Source organism: Acinetobacter sp. YH12249, assembly GCF_013417475.1.
In the GTDB taxonomy this organism is placed as follows: Bacteria; Pseudomonadota; Gammaproteobacteria; order Pseudomonadales; family Moraxellaceae; genus Acinetobacter.
In genome coordinates this window covers 13348-36780 of record NZ_VPDX01000002.1, presented here as the reverse complement: position 1 = coordinate 36780, position 23433 = coordinate 13348, and the positions used below count along the sequence as shown (strand labels likewise).

Here is a 23433-nt window from a genome sequence, read left to right as displayed (position 1 = left end):
CATGGGAGAGCTGAATATCTATGGTGTGTATGTGCCGATTTTATTGATTCAAGCTGTGATTGCCTATGTACTGCTCAGAATCTTGATGAAGTGGCTAGATAAACTAGTCGCAAATGACTGGATCATCATGCCGAATATTTTCTATTTATGCACTTACGTACTTTTGCTGGGCGCCGTCCATTGGGCAGGCTTATTACTATGAGGTCTGATATTAAAATGATTGAGGAAAACCGTATATGACATCTGTCAATTTACGCAAATATTTGCGACCTGTACTTTTGACGGTAGTGGCTGTTCTCGCCATTTTAGTGATTCGACATATCTGGAATTATTATAATTCTGAGCCATGGACGAGGGACGGGCGTGTACGTGGTGATGTAATTCAGGTGTCATCAGATATTTCAGGCCTGGTCACAGAAGTACTGGTGCAAGATAACCAGACCATCAAGAAAGGGCAGCCATTATTTAAAATTGATGTTGAACGTCAAGAACTGGATGTTGAAGAGGCTCGTGCGGATCTTGCGAAAGCAAAAGCAGGTTTAGCGCAAGCTGAGGCTGAACTGGCGAATGCTAAAGCCAATGTCGTGAAATCCCAAGCAAGTATTCATCTGGCAGACAAGAATGCGAGCCGTTATTCAAGTTTAATGGATGGTGCTATTTCAAAACAGGAACAGGATCAGATTTTTGCTGCACGAGATGAATCACATGCCGAGCATGAGCAGTCCTTAGCTGCAATCGAACAGGCCAAAGCGAATATCGAACAGCAAAAAGCACTAATACAAGTCGCTGAAAATAACCTCAATCTCGCGCAACTTAATTTACATCGTTCAGAAGTTGTTGCTCCGGCAAATGGGACATTATCAAATTTTGAATTAAAAGAAGGGAACTATGTCAAAGTTGGCCAAGCGGTTGCAGCATTACTAGATCGTAAGCAGCTCTATGTAGTGGGTTATTTTGAAGAAACCAAACTGGATAAAATTTACGTGGGAGCACCAGCTACAATTCAGCTGATGGGTGATTCGCAAAAACTTAAGGGCCATGTGCAAGGTATTGCCTCTGGGGTTGAAGATCGCGAACGTACTGCTGGTTCAGGTCTTTTAGCGAATGTAAATCCAACCTTTAGTTGGGTGCGTTTAGCCCAACGTGTCCCTGTTAAGATTATTCTGGATGAATTACCAAAGAATGAACTTGCCTTCGTTGCAGGGCGAACAGCAACAGTGTATATAGAAAAGCAAGGAAAAAACTGACCTGTAATTCAATAACACAAGGTTCTTTACGAAAAGAGAACCTTGTCATGAATCCTGATTTAAAAAGATCAAACAGCTATATAAAAAAGGTAATAATAAGAAGTATGTAATTTGACCATTAAACTACCTTGTCATTACATTTTAATTGACCATTCGTTCAAATTTTTATATTTTCGTATGAACTTTTTTTAAACAGGAGGAATTTTTTATTATGAATGACGTAAGGCTTTTATATGTAAGTAAGTTCAAAGATGAGAAATACTCTACTTCTGAACTTTATAATATTTTAACAGAAGCCTTAGACTTTAATGAGTTACACAAAATCTTTGGCGCACTCTATTTCGGAAATAATTATTTTGTCCAGTGTTTGGAAGGCACTGAAGAAAGTGTAAAAGACCTTTTCTACAATCGAATAGTCAAAGATCCACGCCATAAGAACTGTGAAATTCTCTCTTATGAACTAATCGACTCATATCTTTTCTCCAGTTGGCACATGAAGTATGCCAATGTCCATAATGATCTCATTGAGTTCTTTATCAAGAATCATCATGATGGATTTAATCCTTATCTCCTGGAACCAGACACTATTCCTGCTTTTATAGAATTACTCAGACAGCACGAAGATGATTTATACAAAGCCCAGGTGATGGCTTAGTCAGATTAAGATGTAACATGTGATATGTTAATTTAAAGAAATTGCTATATTACATGTTATATTTATAATTTTAAGTTATTGAAATTTATATAATAATTAAATTTTTAGTTTTAAAAAATAGAGATGGTTAACCGTCTCTATTTTTTAATAGATTTAAAATTCCGAGGCAACTTAAATAAATTCCAGCACTTCAAGTCTCAATATTTAAAATATTTCCTGATTACATATTTCTATTCTTGAAATAAAATCGAGAGGCATAGTTAGTCTTTCAGCAGTTATTGTTTCGAAATGAACCCAGATAGCTGCGTCTCTATTCTCAAAACTAATACTTACAAGCTTAACCAAGTCATAGGGTTCAACATTGTGAGTCAAGATAATATTATAAAAGTGATCTGAGCGTACGTAAGAGATAAGCATTTGATGAATAGCTACTTGTTCATCGCTACTTAGCTCACTATATTTACTTAGTTCAGGTAAATCATGTTGTCTGTTCACTTTAGTCCTTATCGATCTTCAAGTTTTTTATAGAGGACCAGAATTTTATCAATTTAGACAGGGCAGCATTTAGTTGTTTTGTATAAATAATTGAACTTTTTATGAATGATGCTGAACAACAACGCTAGCCAGATTAAAGCGCACACTATAATTAAAACTGTAACTATAAGCGCGTAGAAAACAATGTCTCAAATAAAAATTTATACTTTAAATGAAACAATCGAAGTACATAGAATAGAACTGATTCAAGCTATCCATCAAGCTTTAATCAAAAAGCTAAGTTGTCCCGACAAAAGATTTTTCAACGATTTATACCTTTAGAGTCTGAAAATTTTATTTACCTAAAGAATCGATCTAGATTTTATATCATTATCGAGATTTCAATATTTGAAGGAAGAACAAAAGAGACCAAGAAAGCATTTGTTTTGGCTTTATTTAAAAATATAAGTCATTTATGTGAAATTAAATCTAATGATATTCAAATAACTATATTTGAAACTCCTAAAAGAAAATTGGGGTGTTCAAGGGAAAATTGCGGATGAGCTTCATCTAGGTTATGAGGTAAATATTTAAGTGATTTATATAAAGAAAACTTTCAAACTAATCTTAATAACTACGTTTTAACACGACGAGGATGAAAAAGACATATTAACTAATTAGTGAGTGCTACATACAGGAATAGGCTATATGCATAATATCTTATTTAACATAATATACATTATACGAAATACACTCTATATTAGATTCAAATAGAAATGTCCGCCTTAGATTCGCACTTATTGCTGATCTTGGCGGACATACACATGTGAACATGGATCTTGAATAAATTGAGAAAGCTTAAGTCACATTTAAATTAAAACTCTTTTGTCACGCTTAATCCAGCACTCCAGTTACGACCTTCTGCTGGTTCAAAGTAACGGCCTATTGGTTTGGTCATATCATTCACAATAACTGAGCCTGAATAGTTTTTATCAAATAAGTTATCTATACGTGTAAAAGTATTAAAAGCCCAATCATTCACTGTCCAGCTATATCCTATATTTGCTGCAGTAACTGTATAGCTGGGTGCAAAGTCTGAATTCACATCATTTACATAAATCTTATCACTATAACGAACATCTATACCTGCACTTAAACCATTTTCAGGTTTCCAACCCAAGCTTAAGAAAGCCTGATTCTTAGCAATGCCGGGAATATAGTTATCTTTTGGAACTGCAGCTACAGCCCCCTCAGCGGGAATATTTGCATCAAATTTTGCATCAATATAGCTATAGCTGGCTTGTGCTGCCAGATTACGCCACAGGTCTTTACTCCAAGATAGCTCTAATCCTTTTCTTAGGGTTTTATCTGCATTACGGAAGGTTGAACGTCCATTATCACTTCCAGCAGAGACAATGTCATTTTCAGTTGTTGTATAAAAGGCTGCAGCGGTAAATTGTCCAAATGAAGTATCAGATTTCGTCCCAATTTCATAGGTTTCACTTTCTGATGCCTTTAAGTCAAATTTTCGTGTACTTCCATCTGCTGGATAAGCCATTTCGGTAAATGTTGGTGTTTCAAAACCTTGTGCATAGCTTGCATAAGTGATTAATTCAGGAAGAATTTTCCAACTTACTGCAAATGAAGGCAGTACTTGCTCATAAGTCGTTTTACCTGAATTATCGCCATTGCTTAGGTAATGATCTTCAGATTTAAAATGTACATTGCTATAACGCAAACCAGCATCTAAAGTCCAATCTGGCGTAAAGTTATAGGATGCTTGAATATAAGGATCTGCATTCCAAAGCGTATTGTCTTCATCACGACGTAAATCACCTTTAACTCCAAACGTATTTTCACCAATATAGTTGTTATATCCCTTACGATCTTCTGTCATTGCATCAATTGCCACCCCAGCAATGAGTTTTAAATTCGGTAAGATTTCTTTACCTGTCCAACGTATATCTGTTCCATAGAAATTACGATCAAAATCAATGACACCACCTGCATGATTAGCAGGTTCTTGATTTGCTTTTGGAGTTGATTGATATTGAGTTACAGAACGTTGCCCAGCATAGAACATTGCATAAACTTCATTTAAATCATTAATTGGTTTATTCCAAGTTACTCCTGTCTGTATTTGCTCAATTTCCTTGCGAGCGTTGTAATCTAAGACACCTTTTACTGCTTGTTTAGGATTAGCCTTCCATTGATCTCGAGTTAAACCACCTGGATCATCTGCTGCAATTTTGACATAGTTATTGACCCAGTTAATTTTAGAGCCATCGTCCAGATCCCAAGTCAGCTTGGCATTGTTCAGTACTTTATGTGCACCACTATGATCACGGAAACCATCGGTATCAAAATAAGATGAACTGATGATATAGCTTGGTTCAGAAGCATTTTCTGAACCACCTTGTAGCACCAGGTTCGTTTGGCCTTTATTCTGACTGCCACCCGAATATCCCAAAGTGACTGAATCAGGTCCCTGCCCTTCACGGCTTTGTGTCAGGATGGTTCCGCCAGAAGAATTACCATATAGCGAAGAAAATGGCCCACTCAGCACTTCAATATGATCCAAGCTATTCAGGTCAATATTCGAGGTTTGCCCCTGCCCATCCGGCATAGTCGCAGGAATACCGTCTACATATAAACGTACTCCTCGCACACCGAAAGTCGAACGTGCACCGAAGCCCCGCATTGATATCTGTAAATCCTGAGCATAATTTTCGCGGTTATTCAGCTGTAAACCTGGTACACCTTTTAAGGTTTCAGACAGATTTACATTCAGGCTATTCTGTTGTTCCTGATTCAGATAATAGGTAGATGCCGGTGTTTCCAGAATGGCACGATCTGTACGGGTTGCTTCAACCACAATGGGAGCCAGTCGCTGTACCTCTGTAACCGGTTCTTCCGCATAAATTCCTTGACTGATACAAGCAATCAGACAGGATAAAGTCGATTTCATCGGCAACCGCGTGGTATGAAGGTGCATAGCTAATATTCCTAATATCTGGCATTCACTCATGCCATGGGAGTTCAAACGTTTTAAAAGTGTCTTATTAATTTTAAAGACTCAGCATCTGCATAAGATCAAACTGAATACTTGCAGGAAAGCTGAGCTAAAGGTTCATGATTTTCTAATCAAGCTTTATTGTCATAACAGCCTGTATTTTGCATAAAAAAGCCTGACGAATCAGGCTTTTTTACTTAACTATAAAACTTCATTATTTATTGTCAGGTAGTGCATAGGCAACCAAAGAATCACCCATTTTGGTACCGAAGGAACCGTGACCACCCGCCATAATCACAACATACTGCTTACCATTGGCTTCATAAGTCATTGGCGTCGCTTGACCACCTGCAGGTAGACGACCTTTCCACAGCTCATCACCATTAGTCACGTTGATCGCACGGATGTAATTGTCTTGAGTTGCACCGACAAACATCACATTACCTGCAGTCGAGATTGGACCACCTAACATTGGTACACCCATTTTAAATGGAGGCAATGGAATGCCCGGCATACTGTCACGAATCGTACCGATACGACGTTTCCAAGCGATTTCATGATTGGTCAGATCAACACCAGCCACATAACCCCATGCAGGTTGCTTACATGGTAAGCCGAATGGAGACAGGAAGGCACTGATTTCAACACCATAAGGCACGCCATACATTGGCTGTACCCCCGCTTCAGTACCTGCACCTTTGGCAGTCTGCTTACGGTTCGGATCTTGCGGAATCAGACGAGATACAAATGGCAAACCAATTGGATTGGTTAATGCGATTTGACGGTCTGGGTTGACTGACATACCGCCCCATTCGAATACACCGAGGTTACCCGGAAACACTAACGTACCATTTTCAGATGGTGGCGTATAAATACCGTCATAGTTTAATTTCTTGAACGATACACGACACATCAACTGGTCAAACATAGTGGCACCCCACATGTCTTTATCAGTCAATTTATCTTTAGGTGCCAGGTTAAAGTCAGAGAATGGTTGAGTTTTTGAATACCATTCGCCTTTGGTTTGCGGACCACGTTTTACTGACTGAGGTACTGGTTTTTCAGTAATCGGAACGATCGCTTCACCTGTACGACGGTCTAATACAAAGGCATTACCGGTTTTGGTCAGCACATAGATGGCTGGAACCATGTTCCCGTTTTTGTCTTTGATATCAGTCAATGTCGGTTGAGCTGGTACATCCATATCCCACAAGTCGTGGTGAGTAGTCTGGAAGTTCCAGATCAATTTACCAGTTGAGGCATTGAGTGCCAGCATTGAGTTCGCATAACGCTCATCTAGCTCAGTACGGTGACCACCGTAGATATCTGGTGTACCTACACCTGTTGGTACATAGACAATATCCAGCTGTGCATCATAAGCCAATGGTGCCCATGCGTTTGGCGAATTGTTTACAAATTTTTGTCCTGGAGCTGGAATCGCGTTTGGATCTTCTGCGCCAGTATCAAATACCCATAATAATTCACCGGTATTTACGTCATAACCACGAATCACGCCTGAAGGTTCTTCAGTTGAATAGTTATCAGTGGTTGAACCTGCGATAATGATGGTTGTACCTGTAATTACTGGAGGTGAAGTGGGGTTATAACCGCCTGGATATGGGAATGGCATGTCTTTTTGCAGATCAACTTCACCATTGTTACCAAAGTCAGAACATACTTTACCTGTAGTCGCATTCACTGCGACCAGACGTCCATCATTGACCGGTAAGATCACTTTCTGAGGACATTCAGCAGAAGTTGTTGAACGTGCAGCCAGACTGCTTTCAAAACCTGCAGTATTGTTCGCATCATAATAAGATACGCCACGACAAGTTAAATGCTGGAAGGTATTGTCCGCTTTCAGTTTAGGATCGAAGCGCCATTTCTCCTTACCAGTCGCAGGATCAAGTGCAATCAGATATTGGTGAGTTGAACACATGAACAGGTTGTTCCCCACTTTAATTGGAGTCACCTGATTGGTCGTTTCACCAGAGTCTTTATCTGTTTTAGTATCGCCAGTACGGAATTCCCAAGCCAGTTCAAGATCTTTTACATTTTCAGAATTGATCTGTTTTAATGGAGAATAACGTAAACCTGACTGAGTACGACCATAAGCAGGCCAATCTTCATCGGCAATACCTGGAATAGATTGATGGACTGCAGGTTGCTGTGATTTTAATTCGCCACGGATTTCTTGCGGATCATTAAATACAGAATAAATCATGACAGCAATCGTAATTGCCAGCGAGCCAGTCAGCGCCATTTTTGCAGCTTTGCTGTCGCCAAAACCGCGAGTTACTGCAGGAATCAGCAGAGCCAGACCGAATAGGCCTAAAATATCTAGACGTGGTGCCAGTGCAAAGAAGTCTGAACCCACTTCCCAAAGACCCCATACCACTGTACCAAGGACCAATACTGCATAAACAATAAGGGCTGTGCTTTTACGTTTTTGTAATAACACGGCTGTCGCCAGGAAGAACAGACCGGCAATGATGTAGTACCAAGACCCACCAAGTGTTGCCAGATATATTCCTCCAAATAGCAGAACCAAACCGAAAATGGCAGCAATAGCTGCCAGAATCGTTTTCAGTACTGAACCTGAAGACGAAGTATTCATATTGAACACCTTTTTTTTGATTTCTTGAACGTCTAAGCACTTAAGCGGCATAGACACCATATTGTTAAGTTCTTAGTTATAAATACATGAATACTTGGAGTATCAGTTCATCAATGCCCCAAAGTAATGGAAGAATCAATTGTGTATTTGCAACTAAAAACTCCGATTAGAACGACGTATTAAACTTGATTCCGCCTACCCAGACATTTTCACCGTCTTTATATGCGCCGACATGATGGACATATTGCAGGTTTGGACGGATGGTTAGCCAGTTAGTTGCATGAATGCCGTAATAGATTTCCGCATCGACTTCTTCACTACGGTTACCCAATACATCATTGTTCATATTGATACGGGCAACACCCAAAGCGATTTCATCCTGTGGGCGGGCATTCATCGCACCTTTGTAGACAAGACCGACATTTTGCATATCACTAACTTGGTTGGTTTTAGAGTCATGAACAGTGACGTTCACGAAACCGCTTAAACCTCGTGATGTATCCCCTTGATGTGAAGTCAGCTGTTGCTTAGCTACAATCCACCCCCCGTGATGATGACCAGTTTGGATTTGTTCATCTTGTGGAGTCACGCCATCAAATATTCTGGCATCAGCGGTACTGTAGTAATACCCGGCACGATATTCACCTGGCAGTTTTTGCTCACCCAGTTTCGGTGTCCAGACCACTTCTGCAGGAATGATCGCGCCTTTAGATCCGTCTGTGCTCAGGTTAAAGCCTTTACCGCGTTCAAGATTCTCAGGGTTATATTCATAGACACCGACCTGGGTATAAACTTCCGGGGTAACGTTATATTTAACCCGCGCAGCCCATTGAGAAATCGGCCAGTTATACCATTGATCCCCTACCCAGTTACCCACTTGTGAACCGCACAATGCCAGATTCTGGAAGTCACAATCAAAACTGTTAAAGTCTTCACCTTCACCAAAACGTCCGACTTTGACATCCAGTTTTTGATCCAAGAATTGTTTCTTGATCCAGAAATCTGTTAGACGCCAAGTTTGACCGCGACCCCATACTTCCTGAACTGAACTTAAATGTCCTGTAAGCGCATCAGAAGTATTCGAAAGGTTGCGACCATCACGATGCGTTACTGTAATTTGTGCTTCAGTGTCTTGCCAGCCAGCAATTTTTTCCAGATCCAGATGAGCACCCAGGTTTAACTGACCGGTATATTCTGTGCCATGGCTATTTGAGCGTTTCGCGTCAAGTAAAGTCGCCATTTCACCTGTATATCCAAAGCTAAAATCATAGCCCTGTTCTTGAAGCTGGATACGTTGACCATTCCAGTCACCCAACATCCACGGACTTTCTGCACTAAATGCATCAGCGGCCTGAGTAGTTGTATTTGCCAATAGCAATCCAACTAAGGATGTATAGACAGCCTTAGATAAGGGAGAAATAGACATTAAATGCTTCACCTTAATCACGTTTTTACTAAATATAGTACACTCATTTAATTTTTTAGTTTCAAATAATGAAGGAAAAGTATTAATAATGTTATGAAGTTTAGCTAATCTAATTCTTTTGTTAATTTTAATTTAAGAAAATTTTAAATTTTAAATTCAATAATTTAATAGAAAATAAATATAATATTAATAAAAATAATACTACCTATAAATATTTTTTCTACATCAGTTCGTTTGTACAAAAATTTACCAATTCGAATTGCGTAATAAAAAAATATTTGGTCTTTTGCTCATTTTATATACTAAAACTTGATGGTCATTGCCGTTCTATTCTTGGGTTTCTTAGCGAGGAAAATTGAGAAAAAACTAGATCTATATAGGTACTTAAACCCATTAAATAAGATAAAGAGTGATATCTGCTAAATAAAGTTTAAATATATGTAAAAATTAAAATTATTGACTCTTTATAGTTGATTATAGATGTATATTTTCTTAATCCTTTCTATCAATATTCTTATTAACCACCTTATATAAGTTTTATCTTTTAATGGGTGATATTGAGTAAAACGAGTAATGATCATTAACTGAATTGAATCGCTACAAAATATGTAACGATTCTAGTTTAAAACCAAATAAAAAATATTTTAATAATAATTATTAAATTTAAAAACAATAATTTATGTCAGTAAAAGTATATATTTTACTTTAAAATCTTCCCAAATATCCCCCCTCTTTTCCTGCTTGCAATTAAAGCTTTTCAGTCACATGATTAAGTGATCAAGGCTGTATATCAAGTGAGTAAAATCATGACGCCTGAACAACGCTTCCAAGCCATTTTGGCCCAATCCAAGCAGCATGATGAAGAAAAATCCCAGCGCTCAAAGCTGGAAAATAACCTGATCGTGCTCAGTCATGAACTAAAGGAACTCGCAGAACGCATTGAGGAACAAGTCACTGATCTCATCTTCGCTGAAATGGATCATTTTCTAGAGTCCCAAGGCTGGAATTCAGAATTTATTAATACCAGAAATAAAAGATATACCCTGAATGAAAAAAATATTTATCTCAGCGCGCTTAAACCAGCGATTGGAAAATTTTTATTTGTGATCAAGCATGACCTATTTGAAAGTACTGAACATCAGGTGGAAGCCTGCTTTAAGGATAGTACGACCTTGAGTCATTTTAAAACTGCCATGCAAGGTGGAGATCTTAAAAATGATATTCCGATCAAGGCGCTTGAAGAATGGTTAAAAGGCTTGCAGTTGACATTGCAGAAATTAAAAGCTGAAAGTAACCACCTTCAGGCTGATGGTCTGACCTATGAAGTAATTAAGGTCGGTCAGATCCATCATAAAAGACTGCCTAACTTTATCGAAGCCTTTTTATCCATTCTGGAGCATAGATAAGTCTGTTTAAAGTTAGGGTTAGTTTTTAAACTTTATTTACAGGCGCTGTAATTCATTGACCGCACTTCCCTGTTCTGCGAGCCATTTTGCGCGTCGCTGGAACAAGGCTGGAGCAGCCTGATTGACCTGATCAATTAAGATTTGCAGATCAGCACGTACCAGTTTTCGGTTTTCTACTACTATCTGACCGTTGACCATGGTCATATGCACATCTTGTCCTTGGACTGCATGCACCAGATTGGTATGTAAATTAAATAGTGGTCCCTGATTAATTAAAGGCGTCATTCTCGGTGTCGCAAGATCTACCGCAATAATATCAGCAAATTTCCCAGCTTCTAGCGAACCAATCTGATCCTGCATGCCTAAGGCTTTGGCACCTGTCCTAGTTGCCATCTGACAGACAGACCATGAATCCAGTGCTGCAGCATCCAAACCGGAAAACTTCGCCAATAATGAAGCAGTTTTCATTTCTTCAAACATGTCTAAATTATTATTTTCTTTCTCGCCATCAGTACCTAATCCTACAGCAATGCCATGTTTAAGCATTTCCGTAATGGGGGCGGCGCCAGATGCCAGTTTCATATTCGATATCGGGTTATGTGCGACACCAACATTATAGTGTTTTAAAATTTCGATCTCTGCTGAATTGGCCCAGACACAATGCGCTAACAGGCATTGAGGTACATCCAGCATGCCCAATTGTTCCAGCGTCTGGATCGGGCGCACGCCATAACGTCGAAGGTTTTCTTCAACATCAAACTTGCTTTCGTTGCTATGCGTGTGAAAACCCGTCTGATATTCATGACACATTTTCTGGATACGTGCCAAGGCTTTTTCTTCAGCATAAAACAGATGTTCCAAGCCAACCCAGACCTGAATTCGCCCATTTGCGGCTTGATGCCATTTTTGAATTAAAGCTTCATTGCTGTTGAGGGTTTCAAAATAGTTGTGATCTGGATGTTCAGCCACATAGGGCACCAGTACTGCACGGATGCCTAATTGCTGTGCAGCCTCGGCACTACCCTCCATATAACGCCACATATCCACAATAGTAGTCGTGCCGGATAGCAGCGCTTCGGCATAGCAGAGATAAGAGGCAATTTTGGCATCTTCTGGCGTTAATACCCGATGCATCGGGTCAATAAACTGTTGCAACCAGTCCCAGACTGGCAAACCCTCAGCTGTACCGCGTAGCAGGCCTGAGTGGCAGTGGGTATTAATCAAGCCCGGCATCAATAAACTTTTAGGATACTGGGTAACTGCAGCTTCAGGATATTGCTGAGTTAATTCCTGTAATGTTCCTACCTGCTTAATAAGAGCACCATCAATCAGGATGGCACCATCTTTAATACAGTCCAGGTTGGAGTTCATGGTCAGGACATAATCTGCGCTTATAATTTTCATAAAGTAATTCCTGAGATTTGTCCGATTAAGGGCTAAAGGTTTTGCCGAGTGACGCTGGTAAATTGAGTTTCAATAACTTCTTGTCACGTGAAATGAGGACTAAGACGACAATGGTTGCGATGTATGGCAATGCCGATAACAGTTCATTCGGTACTTCTAGACCCAGCGCTTGGGCATGAAACTGCAAAATCGTTACACCACCAAATAGATATGCACCCAACATCAAGCGCGTTGGTTTCCATGCAGCAAAAACCACTAATGCAATTGCAATCCAGCCACGTCCTGCGACCATATTTTCAATCCACATTGGGGTATAAACCGTAGATAAAAATGCACCACCAATACCAGCCATTGCACCGCCAAACATGACTGCACCATAGCGAATCGCTAGCACGTTATAGCCCATGGCATGTGCACTTTCTGGAGATTCCCCAACAGCTTTCAGTAACAGGCCTAAACGGGTTTTACTCAGTACCCACCACACCAGCACAAAAGCAAGAATGGACAGATACACCACATAGTTTTGCTGGAACAGGACTGGCCCTATGAATGGAATATCAGCGAGTCCCGGAATTTTTAGGTTTTCCAGACCCGGTAAGGCCGTACTGACATAATTCTGTCCTAGAAAGGCTGAAATCCCGATCCCAAAAATAGTGAGTGCCAGACCACAGGCGGATTGATTGGTGCTTAAAGATAAGGTAAAAAATGCAAAAATTAGTGCCATCAATGTGCCTGCCAATCCGCCCATAAATAAGGCGCTGGCGACACTGGCTTCATACTGGCTAGCGAAAGCAAATCCAGCAATGGCACCGACCAGCATCATGCCTTCTACCCCAAGATTGATGACACCGGTACGCTCTGCTACCAGCTCACCCAGCCCGGCAAAGATCAATGGCGTTGCCGCAGCGACAGTTCCGGCAACAATTGCGGTTAATTCAATACTCATGTTGTTATCCTTCTTCTGTCTGGATCAGGCTGCTTGCGCAGTGGTCATGGTTTTTTTGATTTTCTTTTTGGTAAAACGGTAGCGGTTTTCAATCAGGGCATCTGAAGCCAACAGGAAAAATAAAAGCAGGCCCTGGAAAATTCCGGTAATCGCGACTGGGAGTTGCAACTGCATTTGTGCCAGTTCGCCACCTAAATAGATCAGCGCCATCAGGAAACCTGAAAGTACGATTCCAATTGGATTTAGTCGGCCCAGATAAGCCACAATAATGGCTGCATAACCATAACCTGGTGAAATATTCGGATTGAGCTGGCCGATTGGACCTGCAACTTCACAGATTCCGGCAATCCCCGCCATCAGACCTGAAATTCCCAAACTTAACCAGATGGCTTTTTTTGCTGAAAATCCTGCATATTGAGCTGCCAAAGGTGCCTGACCACTGACTTCCAGTTTATAAGCCATCAGACTCTTACGGATAAAAACCCAGAACAGCACCACTGCGATGATCGTGATAAAAATTGAGGCGTTAATCCGTGTGCCTTCCATAATCAGCGGCAGGGTCGCGCTTTCCGAGAACATTAAGGATTGTGGAAAGTTCATGCCATCTGGATCACGCCATGGACCATTGACCAGATACATCAGCAGGAAAAATGCCACATAGTTCATCATTAAGGTGGTCAAGGTTTCTTGCGCATTAAAATGGGTTTTTAGCAGCGCTGGAATCAGGCCCCAAATTGCACCACCAATCGCACCCATAATCACCATTAAAGGTAAAATCCACCAGCCGATCTGCTCATGAAACAGGATGGCAATACCACCGCCAAATATGGCCCCCATAGCCAACTGCCCCTCAGCACCAATATTAAACAGACGGGCACGAAACCCAACAGCCAGACCCAAGGCAATTAAAATCAGCGGACTGGCTTTAATTATCAGTTCACTCAGGTTATAGACTGAGCTTAGCGGCTCAATAAAAAAGATATATAAAGCCTGAGCAGGATTCACTCCAAGCATTAAAAACAATAGGCTACCTACCGCCAGCATGGCGAGTAATGCAAGCACAGGTGAGAGCCATTTCATTAATTGAGAAGGATGTTCTCTAGGTTCTAATAAATGCATATTTACACCTCTTCTCTACGCATGCGCTTCATGGACAGGCTCGGATTCAGCCAATATTGCTGGATCTGCCTGAATACCTGACATGAGCAGGCCAATCTGTTCTGCATTGGTATTTTTAGCCGGGACAGGTGCTGACAGCTTTCCACCAGCCAGAACACAAATCTGGTCGCTAATTTCAAACAGTTCTTCCAGCTCTTCCGAAATCACTAAAATCGCAACGCCTTGGCGGGAAAGATCAATCAGGGTTTGACGGATAAACATCGATGCACCGACATCAACACCCCAGGTTGGCTGGGAAATAATTAATACTTTGGGCTGTTGCAGGATTTCACGCCCCACAATAAATTTTTGCAGATTCCCGCCCGAAAGGCTGCGCGCTTCCGCTTGTGGTCCTGCAGCTTTTACCCCGAATTTTTCGATACATTGCTGGGCAAAAGTGACAGTTTTCTCAAACTGGATAAAGCCCCATTTGTTTAAACCCTGACGGAAAGCAGTTAACAAAGTGTTTTGTGCCAGCGTCATATTCGGCACAGCACCTCGACCCAAACGCTCTTCCGGAACAAAGCCCAAGCCTAGATCGCGTCGCTGGCCTGCACTGAGTTCAGAAATGTCATGATCTAATAGAAAAACCTGACCTTTTTTCGCCGTTTGCTCACCGGAAAGCAGAGCCAGTAATTCAGATTGACCATTACCCGAAATACCGGCAATGCCCAGAATTTCACCCGAATTCAGGTTAAGTTGAATATTGGATAAGGACACGCCAAAAGGATCATCAGTTTCGTAATTCAGGTTTTTCACCTGAAACAGCGTGCGATGTTCGCCTGTATATTCAGCATGCGCATAAGTCGGCAATTCCCGGCCAATCATTAATTTGGCCAGTTCACTGGTACTGTTTTCAGAAGGCAGTACGTAGCCGGTGACTCTACCATTACGCAGAATCGTTGCTTCATCACAGAGTTCTTTGATTTCACGCAATTTATGGCTGATATAAAGAATTGAGACACCTTGCGAAGCCACCAGTCGCAAAGTTTTAAATAACTGACGTACCGCTTGTGGAGTTAATACGGAGGTCGGTTCATCTAAGATGAGTAAGGAAGGATTTTGGAGTAGACAGCGGATAATTTCGACCCGTTGCCGCTCTCCCACCGATAAAGAAAAAACTTCACGCCGTGGATCTACCGGCAAGCCATATTGTTCTGATACTTGGGTAATTTTAGCCGATAATCTTTTCAGGTCTATTTTCTCATCCAGACCTAATAAAATATTTTCAGCCACGGTCATGGTTTCAAATAGGGAGAAATGCTGGTACACCATGCCAATCCCCAGTTTCCTGGCCATCGATGGACTTTCTATCTGTACTTCTTTGCCATTCCAGACGATATGACCGCTATCTGCTTTGGTCGCGCCGTAGATGATTTTCATCAAGGTACTTTTACCAGCACCGTTTTCACCCAGGATGGCATGAATTTGCCCAGGTTGGACTTTTAAATTAATACTGTCATTTGCTTTCAATGAGTTATAGCTTTTGCTGATATTGATCAGCTCCAGTCGTGGAATTTGCTGCTCATTGAGCGATGACGTTTCGATGTCATTTGACATGTGAGGCAGATCGCTCATAACTCAGTCTCCACTCATTTTGGCCCAGTCCATAAAGTGATTCATGGACTGGGGGATGATTTTTCAGGATTTACTTTCTTTTATTTTTAAGTCATACACATAGTGAAAGGATTATTTAGGTAATGAACCTTCAACTCCTTTCACATAGAAGTTCATTTTTCCAAGCGCTTCATCTGTCATTTTGCCGCCTTTGGCAATCACCAAAGTTCCATCCTGTTTATAGATTGGGCCCTGGAATGGATGTAATGTGCCTTTATGAATCGCACTTTGTGCATTTAAAGCAGACTGTTTCACCTTGGCAGGAACAGCAGGTCCGAAGTTTTCAATTTTCACTGCATCCTGTTTTACGCCATACCAGAGAGCGGCAGGTTTCCAGGTTTTATTAGCCACTTGCTGCATGGCTGGGGTATAAATTTTTTCCCAGTGCAATACTGAAGCAGCCAGATGCGCTTTAGGACCAAATTTGCTCATGTCTGAATCCCAACCAAAGGCATATACGCCTTTTTGCTGGGCAGCTTGCACGACTGCTGGCGAATCTGTGTTTTGCATCAGCACATCAGCTTTTTGAGAAATCAGCGCCAAAGCCGCATCACGTTCTTTACCCGGGTTAAACCATGAGTTCACCCAGATGACTTTGGTTTTGACTTTAGGATTGACGCTTTGTGCACCCAAGGTATAGGCATTAATATTACGAACCACTTCCGGGATCGGGAATGAGGCTACGACACCCAAGGTATTAGTTTTGGTGGTTTGCCCTGCCACTACACCCAGCATGTAAGCACCTTCATAGGTACGTACATCATAGATGCCTAGGTTTTTCCCCTGCTTATAACCGGTCGCGTGCATGAATACGGTATTGGGGAACTGCTTCGCGACTTTTTCCATCTGGTTCATATAACCAAAAGAGGTCGCAAAAATCACTTTATTGCCCTGCTGTGCCAGATTACGAATCACACGTTCAGCATCGGCCGTTTCAGGTACATTTTCGATATAAGTCGTTTTGAATTTTCCGCCCAGAGCTTTTTCAGCTTTAATACGCCCCTGATCATGTGAATATGTCCAGCCATGGTCACTGGTTGGTCCAATATAGACAAATGCAGCTTTATCGACTGCAAAGCTCTGACTGCTGATCCCCAAACCCATAATTGCAGCCGCAATTACAGGCAGTGAAAATTTTTTCATTATCTTTTTATGTTTGGACATATTCAGCATAAATTGCCTCCGTGAATGCCATTTGAGTTTTATAAATAGCGGCTTTAAAAGATCTGAATCGACATCAAAAATTTTACTGATTGCTATATTTCTATTAATTAGCAACTTCTATTCCAATTCGGTTCAAAAAATAGAACAGGTGGATTGCAACACACTTATAATTTTTAGAATGATCCGTTCTTTTATTTATTTTTATAAATTACAATTATTTACTACCAAGTATTGAGTATAAAAAAGTTGAACAGTTAAGAATATAAGCCGAGAAATATAGATATCAATCTAAGACAATGAGTAAAGTTGCTAGAAAACCAAGCTCAGCTCAAGGTTGAGAAATTAATAAAATTGAAAATTTAAAAATTCTTGTGATTTTCTTTTGATCTGCGCTAGATAAGTGCGTCAGCTCTAAATCGTGTGCGCCAATAAATGGCTTATAATTGGCAATGCACTGAATGAATAAAATGGATTTTTAAAAATAGAAAATTAAGGAAAGTATTTTTAGAAAATAGAGACTGGATTGCAGGGTTTTAAATTGAGCCTACAATCCGGAAAATCTGTTTTTATGGTCTTATAAATAATATAAATAAAATGAAGTAGAATTATAAAAAGAATAATTTCAAATCTTCACCGAGATGACCAGAAGTCTTTTTGCAATTGAACCGTTTCCTGTTCAAGTTCCATGATTGGTCCAATCAGCTCAATATTCTTCTGACCATGAGCAAAAACATACTCAGCAGAAACACTCATAGTCGGATTCTCATTGTGGTTTCCAGTACATTGCAATAATTTTTCTTCGGTCATGGCATAGACCACCCGCCCGATATTGGCCCAATAAATCGTTCCAGAACACATGCAGCAAGGTTCAACTGCCGTATATAAGGTGCATTCAGCCAGATAATCCGGTGTAAAATTGCTGGCTGCGATCCGGGCTAAAGTACTTTCTGCATGGTTGACCGTATCAATATTACATTGGGTCAGTAAAACCGTTTCATGATCAGGTGCAACCAGCACCGCACCAAAAGGATGATGGCCTAAAGACATTGCCCGCTTGGCAACCTTATTGGATAATCTTAAAAAAGATAGCATTTGCTCATGGCTAGGCTGTGGCATAAATTACTCTAAAATTAGTAGTTCAATGGTCATAGCTCCTCTAAAAAGAGGATTTTCGACATATATGGAATAAAAAAAAGCACCCCAACAGACCAGGGTGCATAAAGGAGGAAATTTAATTTAAACAATATAGCGTTTGCTTAGGCCCCATTCCCCCAGAATGCGGCGATAAGTTGTCGAAGAACGGTCAGCTTCAAAATGTGCTTCCATAGTGATATCCAAAGGTAATTCTTCTGGTTTCTGGCTTTCGACCATGTCCTGATCTTCAGCAAAAATTTGTGCGTTAAAATCGTAAACCGCTTGCAGATCACCAGTCGTATCAAAATTACGGGTCAATGGCACAAATAAACGGGTTTGATTATGAGATACCGGACAGCAGGCATTTAGAATTTTCAGGATGCCATTTTCCGGAAAATGCACCGTTAAAATCGCTGAAAATGGTGGATAAACATCAAATATACGTTTCCACAAAAATCCTTCTGGTGCCAAATGCTGCAGGCCATGCGGATAATTGCTGACACCGCTGACATATTCCGTATGCAAGCCATAAGAGGTGCGCACAGTTGTATACTTTTGCACGATCGGATTATCACGTGAAGCAAACGATTCATGATGCACCCAGGCAAAATGCGCTACATCGATAAAGCCCTCCAGCTGCCGGCCACTTGAACCGCCGATATCAACAAATGGAGGCAGGATGGATTGGTGCTCTTCACTGTCCCAGGTATCCAGATCAGGGAAATTAGCTTCTGTCTCATCCCGGCTAAACAGGCTGGTCCAGACCAGACCATATTTCAAGACCACTGGAAACTTGGTTAAGGTAAAACGATCCGAAATGTTGGTTAGTTCTGGTTGAGCCGGTATTTTGGTGCATTTTCCTTGAGTGTTGTAATGCAAACCGTGATAAGGACAAATGATTTCTTCACCCTTTACCCAGCCTTTGGTTAATGGCACACCACGATGCGGACAAATATCACGAACCAGATGAATGCTGCCACTCTCAGTTTGATATAGCGCCATCTTCACATCCAGAAGTTGTACCTGCTGTGGCGTAATACTCACATCCTGAATACGGGCAACTGGATACCAATGCTGAGCCAGGATATTCCAGTCTGATGGGTCAAAGCCGCTACAGTGCGGTTGACTGAATAAATTAAGCACCGGGATCGCATTCATAGTTCACTCACAAATATTTATCGCATGACAACGGCTTAAATTTTTATCTCATTAAGCTGCCTTGTTGTTCTTTTATAAAATTAGCCAAATGCCTGTTCTACTGTCTATTAGAATGTTTCGTAGCCCGTGTTCCAAAAAATAGAACACAAAACTTTTACTGTTCCATTTCTTTGAAAATTGGCACAGAAATCGCTTATCCACTTACATAGAACCAGAATCACTTAGTTTCTAGCTGAAAATTATGTGATTAAAACGATGTGCAGGTGGATTGACGTGATTTTATGAATATTACTTTTTCAAGATTTTCAGAATATTTTATTGCCGTAGCCAAAACAGGCAGCCTCAGAAAAGCAGCTGATCAGCTTTATATTTCTGTCTCCGCGATTCATCGTCAGATCACTCTGGCAGAAGAAGAATTTGGCATCGTGCTTTTTGAACGGTTGCCGAGTGGCCTGAAGCTGACATTAGCGGGTGAATTGCTGTATGCAGATTTACTCAAATGGCAAAAAGAATTCCATCAGACCTGTGTACGTTTTGATGAAATTCAGGGTTTATCACGCGGCAGCATTGAACTCGGACTCATTGCGGCACTCAGTGACGGTTTCGTTTTAGATTCTCTACAATATATGTATGAAAACTATCCCTGGATCAATTTCAATATCCAGATTCAGGAAAGTGATACCGTCTCTAAAATGATTATGGATGCTGAAGTTGATTTTGGCATTCTGCTCAATCCTAAAAGTCATAATCAGCTCGAAGTCATGTCTTTTGTGGAAATCCCGGTGGGATTTGTGATGGCCAAATCTCATCCTTTAGCTCAGGCAGAAAAAATCTATTTTTCCGACACTTTATACTTTAAGCATCTCATTCCCTGTGCCCCTTTAATCATTCATGACTATGTCTATAGCCTGTATAAACATCACCAATTTATGCCACAGCAAAAGCTGGAGTGTAATGACATTCGCATGATTACCTCTCTGGCAGAGCGCAACTTAGGGATTGGGGTACTGTCCTATATCGATGCTTTGCCTTATTTAGAACGTGATGAACTGGTGTTTAAACCGATCATTGAAAAAGGTATGCATCCACTGACCCTTGCCCTTTGTGTGGCACCGAAACGGCAAATTTCCCGTATCTCACAAATCATGATGAACCATCTGATCGACCAGATGGAAGATTTGAAAATCAAATTACAACAGCTCAATGCCTCATGTGCTGCCTGATTCATGTGCAGCACAAATAAAACTTATTGGAAAAAAGATATGACAACCTTATGGATTAAAAATCCTCTTGCTGTATTTACCGCAAATGATCTGGATGCCCGTGGTGGCTTGGTCATCCGCGATGGCAAAATTATTGAACTGGTGGCTTTGGGACAAACCCCAGCATCGCCTTATGACCAGTTCTTTGATGCCCAGAATTTGGTGATTACACCGGGACTGATTAATAGCCATCATCATTTTTATCAGACCTTGACCCGTGCTTGGGCTCCCGTGGTCAATGCGCCGCTATTTCCATGGCTAAAAACCTTATATCCGGTCTGGGCCAAATTGAATACTGAACAGCATTATCTAGCCACTCAAATTGCATTGTCTGAATTACTGCTTTCCGGTTGTACCTTTGCTGCGGATCACCATTATCTGTTTCCACAGCAGCTGTCCGATGCCATTGATGTTCAGGTTGAAGCATCAGAACAATTAGGGATTCGGGTCATGCTGACCCGAGGTTCCATGAGTCTGGGTGAAGATTCTGGTGGCTTGCCACCGCAGCATACCGTACAGGATATGGACACCATTCTGCTGGACTCAGAACGGTTGGTGCAGAAATATCACCAGCGTAGTGCTGATGCGATGGTCAATATTGCGCTTGCACCATGTTCACCATTTTCAGTCACCCAAGAAATTATGCGAGAAAGTGCTGCACTGGCAGAAAAACTGGATGTACGTCTGCATACCCATCTGGCCGAAACACTGGATGAAGAAGAATTTTGTCTGTTTAAATTTGGCATGCGCACCGTCGATTATCTGGAAAGTGTAGGCTGGCTTAATTCCAGAACCTGGCTGGCGCATGGCATTCATTTTGATGCCGATGAGATCCAACGCTTAGGGCGGGCTCAAGTCGGTATCTGTCATTGTCCGCATTCCAATATGCGTCTGGCTTCAGGGATTTGTCCAACCATGGATCTACTGGAAGCAGGAGCAGTCATTGGTCTGGGTGTGGATGGCTCTGCTTCGGGTGATGCGTCTAACCTGATTCTGGAAGCTCGGCAGGCGATGTATTTACAACGTTTAAAATATGGTGCAGAAGTGATTACGCCTGAACGTGCTTTAACCTGGGCCACACAAGGCTCGGCACAGGTACTGGGACGTGAAAAGCACCTAGGACAAATCGCAGCAGATTTTCAGGCAGATTTAGCTTTTTATAGTCTGGATGATGTGCGTTTTTCAGGGATTCATGATCCGATTGCCGGCCTGTTACTGTGCGGTGCAGACCGTGCCGAACATGTCATGGTGAATGGACAATGGGTCGTTAAAGACCGGGAAATCCTGAATCTGGATCTTGAAGCGGTTCAGGCTGCACATCGTCAGGCAGCGAAAGCTTTACTTGCGGCCTAAAAAATCTATTAGCGAATTGCTGTTATTTAAATATAAAAAGCCCTTCGATATGAAGGGCTTTTTGCCAAGAGATTAAACGCAGAATTAATCTAAAGGATTGCCAATAATATTGCTGATAATCCCTTTCATGATATGCGGTCCCTGCTCTTTACGCAGTTCCTCATACCATTCTTTGGTCACGGCTTCATCTTTCATATGTGTCACATCACAGCGTTTACGTGCACGCAAGACCAGCTCATTGGCACGCTCATTGCGTTTGTTCTGATAGCGTTTCAAGGCATCTTCCAGACCCAGCGTATTAATCTGTAAAGAACGAGCCAGATAGATTGCATCTTCCATGGCCTGGCAACCACCCTGACCAATATCCGGTGTGGTGCTATGTGCGGCATCACCAACAATTACAACACGACCTTTATAGAACTGGGCAAACGGTTCAATATCATGAATTTCAACCCGATTGGTTTTCTGTTCATCCAGCGCGTCAATCAGATGCTGAACCGGCGCACACCAACCTTCAAAATACTGTTTCAATAAGGTTTTATATTCTGCCCGATTATTCTCTAAACCGACCGGCAACGGTACATCAAAGAAGAAATAGAATTTTCCGTCTGCCACAGGCATCAGCGAAACGCGCTTACCTTGTCCGACAAATGTGGTCCATTGATCTGCTGGAGTAAGCTTTTCTGAAATTTCTACCAGACCATTCCAGTTGACATAACCGGCATAGCGACGAGAAACCTGTTCGCCCAGTACATAGGCACGGGTAATGGAATGGGTTCCATCTGCGCCAATCAGTAGGTCTGTTTTAATTTCTGTACCATCCGCAAATTTAACCAGAACACCGTCTTTCTGTTCTTGCAGCTCAACCATCTTCTTGCCCAGCTGAATATCTTCACGGCCAAACTCGTCCATCAACATGTTCTGTAAATCAGCACGTGCCACCGGATATGGACGTTGTCCCACTTCTTCAATCAAAGGCAATAAACTGAACTGGGTCATGGTGTCGCCCGTCAAACCATCAATATAGGCCAGCTGATCCATCTGACCACCGAGCTTGGCCACCTGCTCAGTTAAGCCCAGATAATTCAAACATTTTACCCCATTTGACCAAAGTGAAATTGCCGCGCCCACCGGTAAAATCTTTTCTGCCTGTTCATAGATGGTGACTTTATGCCCAAACTTTTTTAGTGCAATTCCTGTGGTCAATCCCCCCATCCCTGCACCAATAATTGTAATCTCCATCTATATGCTCCTCTCAAAATTGTGTTTCTTCCTCCCTGTGTAGCTAAAAGCGTGCCATTTCGAAAATAATGCACTGATTTTTCTCAAAAGTTGGCACAAGCCGTGCATTCATCTATTCATTAAAAACCTGTTTTTATAAGGTCTTTCAGCAGAATTA

Annotated in this window: 18 protein-coding genes and 1 pseudogene; 7 read left to right on the top strand and 12 right to left on the bottom strand. The window is 41.4% G+C overall.

Annotation, left to right across the window (positions count from 1 at the left end):
• Position 1: 1 nt before the first annotated feature.
• The 3 genes from FTV25_RS01455 to FTV25_RS01445 all read left to right on the top strand — a co-directional run bounded on the left by FTV25_RS01455 (position 2) and on the right by FTV25_RS01445 (position 1902).
• The gene (locus FTV25_RS01455; protein WP_034706223.1) at positions 2-202 is read left to right on the top strand and encodes a DUF1656 domain-containing protein; all 201 of its coding nucleotides are present in this window, start codon (positions 2-4) and stop codon (positions 200-202) included.
• A 34-nt stretch (positions 203-236) separates the two neighbouring features.
• The gene (locus tag FTV25_RS01450) at positions 237-1247 is read left to right on the top strand and encodes an HlyD family secretion protein (protein WP_180001980.1); all 1011 of its coding nucleotides are present in this window, start codon (positions 237-239) and stop codon (positions 1245-1247) included.
• A gap of 211 nt (positions 1248-1458) precedes the next feature.
• Entirely contained in the window at positions 1459-1902 is a 444-nt protein-coding gene (locus tag FTV25_RS01445) for a BLUF domain-containing protein (RefSeq protein WP_180001979.1), read from the top strand.
• A 204-nt stretch (positions 1903-2106) separates the two neighbouring features.
• On the opposite strand, the gene FTV25_RS01440 is transcribed toward FTV25_RS01445, so the two are convergent.
• The gene (locus tag FTV25_RS01440; protein ID WP_004785797.1) at positions 2107-2397 is read right to left on the bottom strand and encodes a hypothetical protein; all 291 of its coding nucleotides are present in this window, start codon (positions 2395-2397) and stop codon (positions 2107-2109) included.
• A gap of 183 nt (positions 2398-2580) precedes the next feature.
• Between FTV25_RS01440 and FTV25_RS01435 the strand changes: the two are divergent.
• Positions 2581-2970, top strand: a pseudogene (locus tag FTV25_RS01435) (tautomerase family protein).
• Between the two features lie 280 nt (positions 2971-3250).
• On the opposite strand, the gene FTV25_RS01430 reads toward FTV25_RS01435, so the two are convergent.
• From FTV25_RS01430 to FTV25_RS01420, 3 genes are all read right to left on the bottom strand, one after another.
• Positions 3251-5371 carry a TonB-dependent receptor gene (locus tag FTV25_RS01430; protein ID WP_180001978.1) on the bottom strand — a complete coding sequence of 707 codons (2121 nt, stop codon included), beginning with the start codon at positions 5369-5371 and terminating at the stop codon, positions 3251-3253.
• Between the two features lie 232 nt (positions 5372-5603).
• Positions 5604-8006, bottom strand: a complete 2403-nt coding sequence (locus FTV25_RS01425) for a glucose/quinate/shikimate family membrane-bound PQQ-dependent dehydrogenase (protein WP_180001977.1) — start codon at positions 8004-8006, stop codon at positions 5604-5606.
• Positions 8007-8172: 166 nt separating this feature from the next.
• A complete protein-coding gene (locus FTV25_RS01420; protein WP_180001976.1) occupies positions 8173-9432 on the bottom strand; it encodes a carbohydrate porin in 1260 nt (419 codons plus the stop codon).
• 806 nt (positions 9433-10238) lie between these two features.
• Here FTV25_RS01420 and FTV25_RS01415 point away from each other — a divergent pair.
• Positions 10239-10838 carry a hypothetical protein gene (locus FTV25_RS01415; RefSeq protein ID WP_180001975.1) on the top strand — a complete coding sequence of 200 codons (600 nt, stop codon included), beginning with the start codon at positions 10239-10241 and terminating at the stop codon, positions 10836-10838.
• Positions 10839-10874: 36 nt separating this feature from the next.
• Here FTV25_RS01415 and FTV25_RS01410 read toward each other — a convergent pair whose 3' ends face one another.
• The 7 genes from FTV25_RS01410 to FTV25_RS01380 all read right to left on the bottom strand — a co-directional run bounded on the left by FTV25_RS01410 (position 10875) and on the right by FTV25_RS01380 (position 19419).
• Positions 10875-12242 carry an amidohydrolase family protein gene (locus tag FTV25_RS01410; RefSeq protein ID WP_180001974.1) on the bottom strand — a complete coding sequence of 456 codons (1368 nt, stop codon included), beginning with the start codon at positions 12240-12242 and terminating at the stop codon, positions 10875-10877.
• Positions 12243-12267: 25 nt separating this feature from the next.
• Positions 12268-13188 carry an ABC transporter permease gene (locus FTV25_RS01405; RefSeq protein WP_159123035.1) on the bottom strand — a complete coding sequence of 307 codons (921 nt, stop codon included), beginning with the start codon at positions 13186-13188 and terminating at the stop codon, positions 12268-12270.
• 24 nt (positions 13189-13212) lie between these two features.
• Entirely contained in the window at positions 13213-14307 is a 1095-nt protein-coding gene (locus FTV25_RS01400; protein ID WP_125278683.1) for an ABC transporter permease, read from the bottom strand.
• A gap of 15 nt (positions 14308-14322) precedes the next feature.
• A complete protein-coding gene (locus FTV25_RS01395) occupies positions 14323-15924 on the bottom strand; it encodes an ABC transporter ATP-binding protein (RefSeq protein WP_180001973.1) in 1602 nt (533 codons plus the stop codon).
• Positions 15925-16035: 111 nt separating this feature from the next.
• On the bottom strand, positions 16036-17067 hold the full coding sequence (locus FTV25_RS01390) for a BMP family ABC transporter substrate-binding protein (RefSeq protein ID WP_249365091.1): 1032 nt from the start codon (positions 17065-17067) through the stop codon (positions 16036-16038).
• 690 nt (positions 17068-17757) lie between these two features.
• A complete protein-coding gene (locus FTV25_RS01385) occupies positions 17758-18243 on the bottom strand; it encodes a nucleoside deaminase (RefSeq protein ID WP_159123033.1) in 486 nt (161 codons plus the stop codon).
• Between the two features lie 120 nt (positions 18244-18363).
• Entirely contained in the window at positions 18364-19419 is a 1056-nt protein-coding gene (locus FTV25_RS01380) for an aromatic ring-hydroxylating dioxygenase subunit alpha (RefSeq protein WP_180001972.1), read from the bottom strand.
• 281 nt (positions 19420-19700) lie between these two features.
• Here FTV25_RS01380 and FTV25_RS01375 point away from each other — a divergent pair, with 281 nt between their 5' ends.
• Positions 19701-20642 carry a LysR family transcriptional regulator gene (locus tag FTV25_RS01375; protein WP_179992549.1) on the top strand — a complete coding sequence of 314 codons (942 nt, stop codon included), beginning with the start codon at positions 19701-19703 and terminating at the stop codon, positions 20640-20642.
• Positions 20643-20681: 39 nt separating this feature from the next.
• On the top strand, positions 20682-22034 hold the full coding sequence (locus tag FTV25_RS01370) for an 8-oxoguanine deaminase (protein WP_180001971.1): 1353 nt from the start codon (positions 20682-20684) through the stop codon (positions 22032-22034).
• An 84-nt stretch (positions 22035-22118) separates the two neighbouring features.
• On the opposite strand, the gene hpxO is transcribed toward FTV25_RS01370, so the two are convergent.
• Complete coding sequence (gene hpxO, locus FTV25_RS01365; RefSeq protein WP_180001970.1) at positions 22119-23276, bottom strand: FAD-dependent urate hydroxylase HpxO; 1158 nt, start codon at positions 23274-23276, stop codon at positions 22119-22121.
• Positions 23277-23433: the final 157 nt, after the last annotated feature.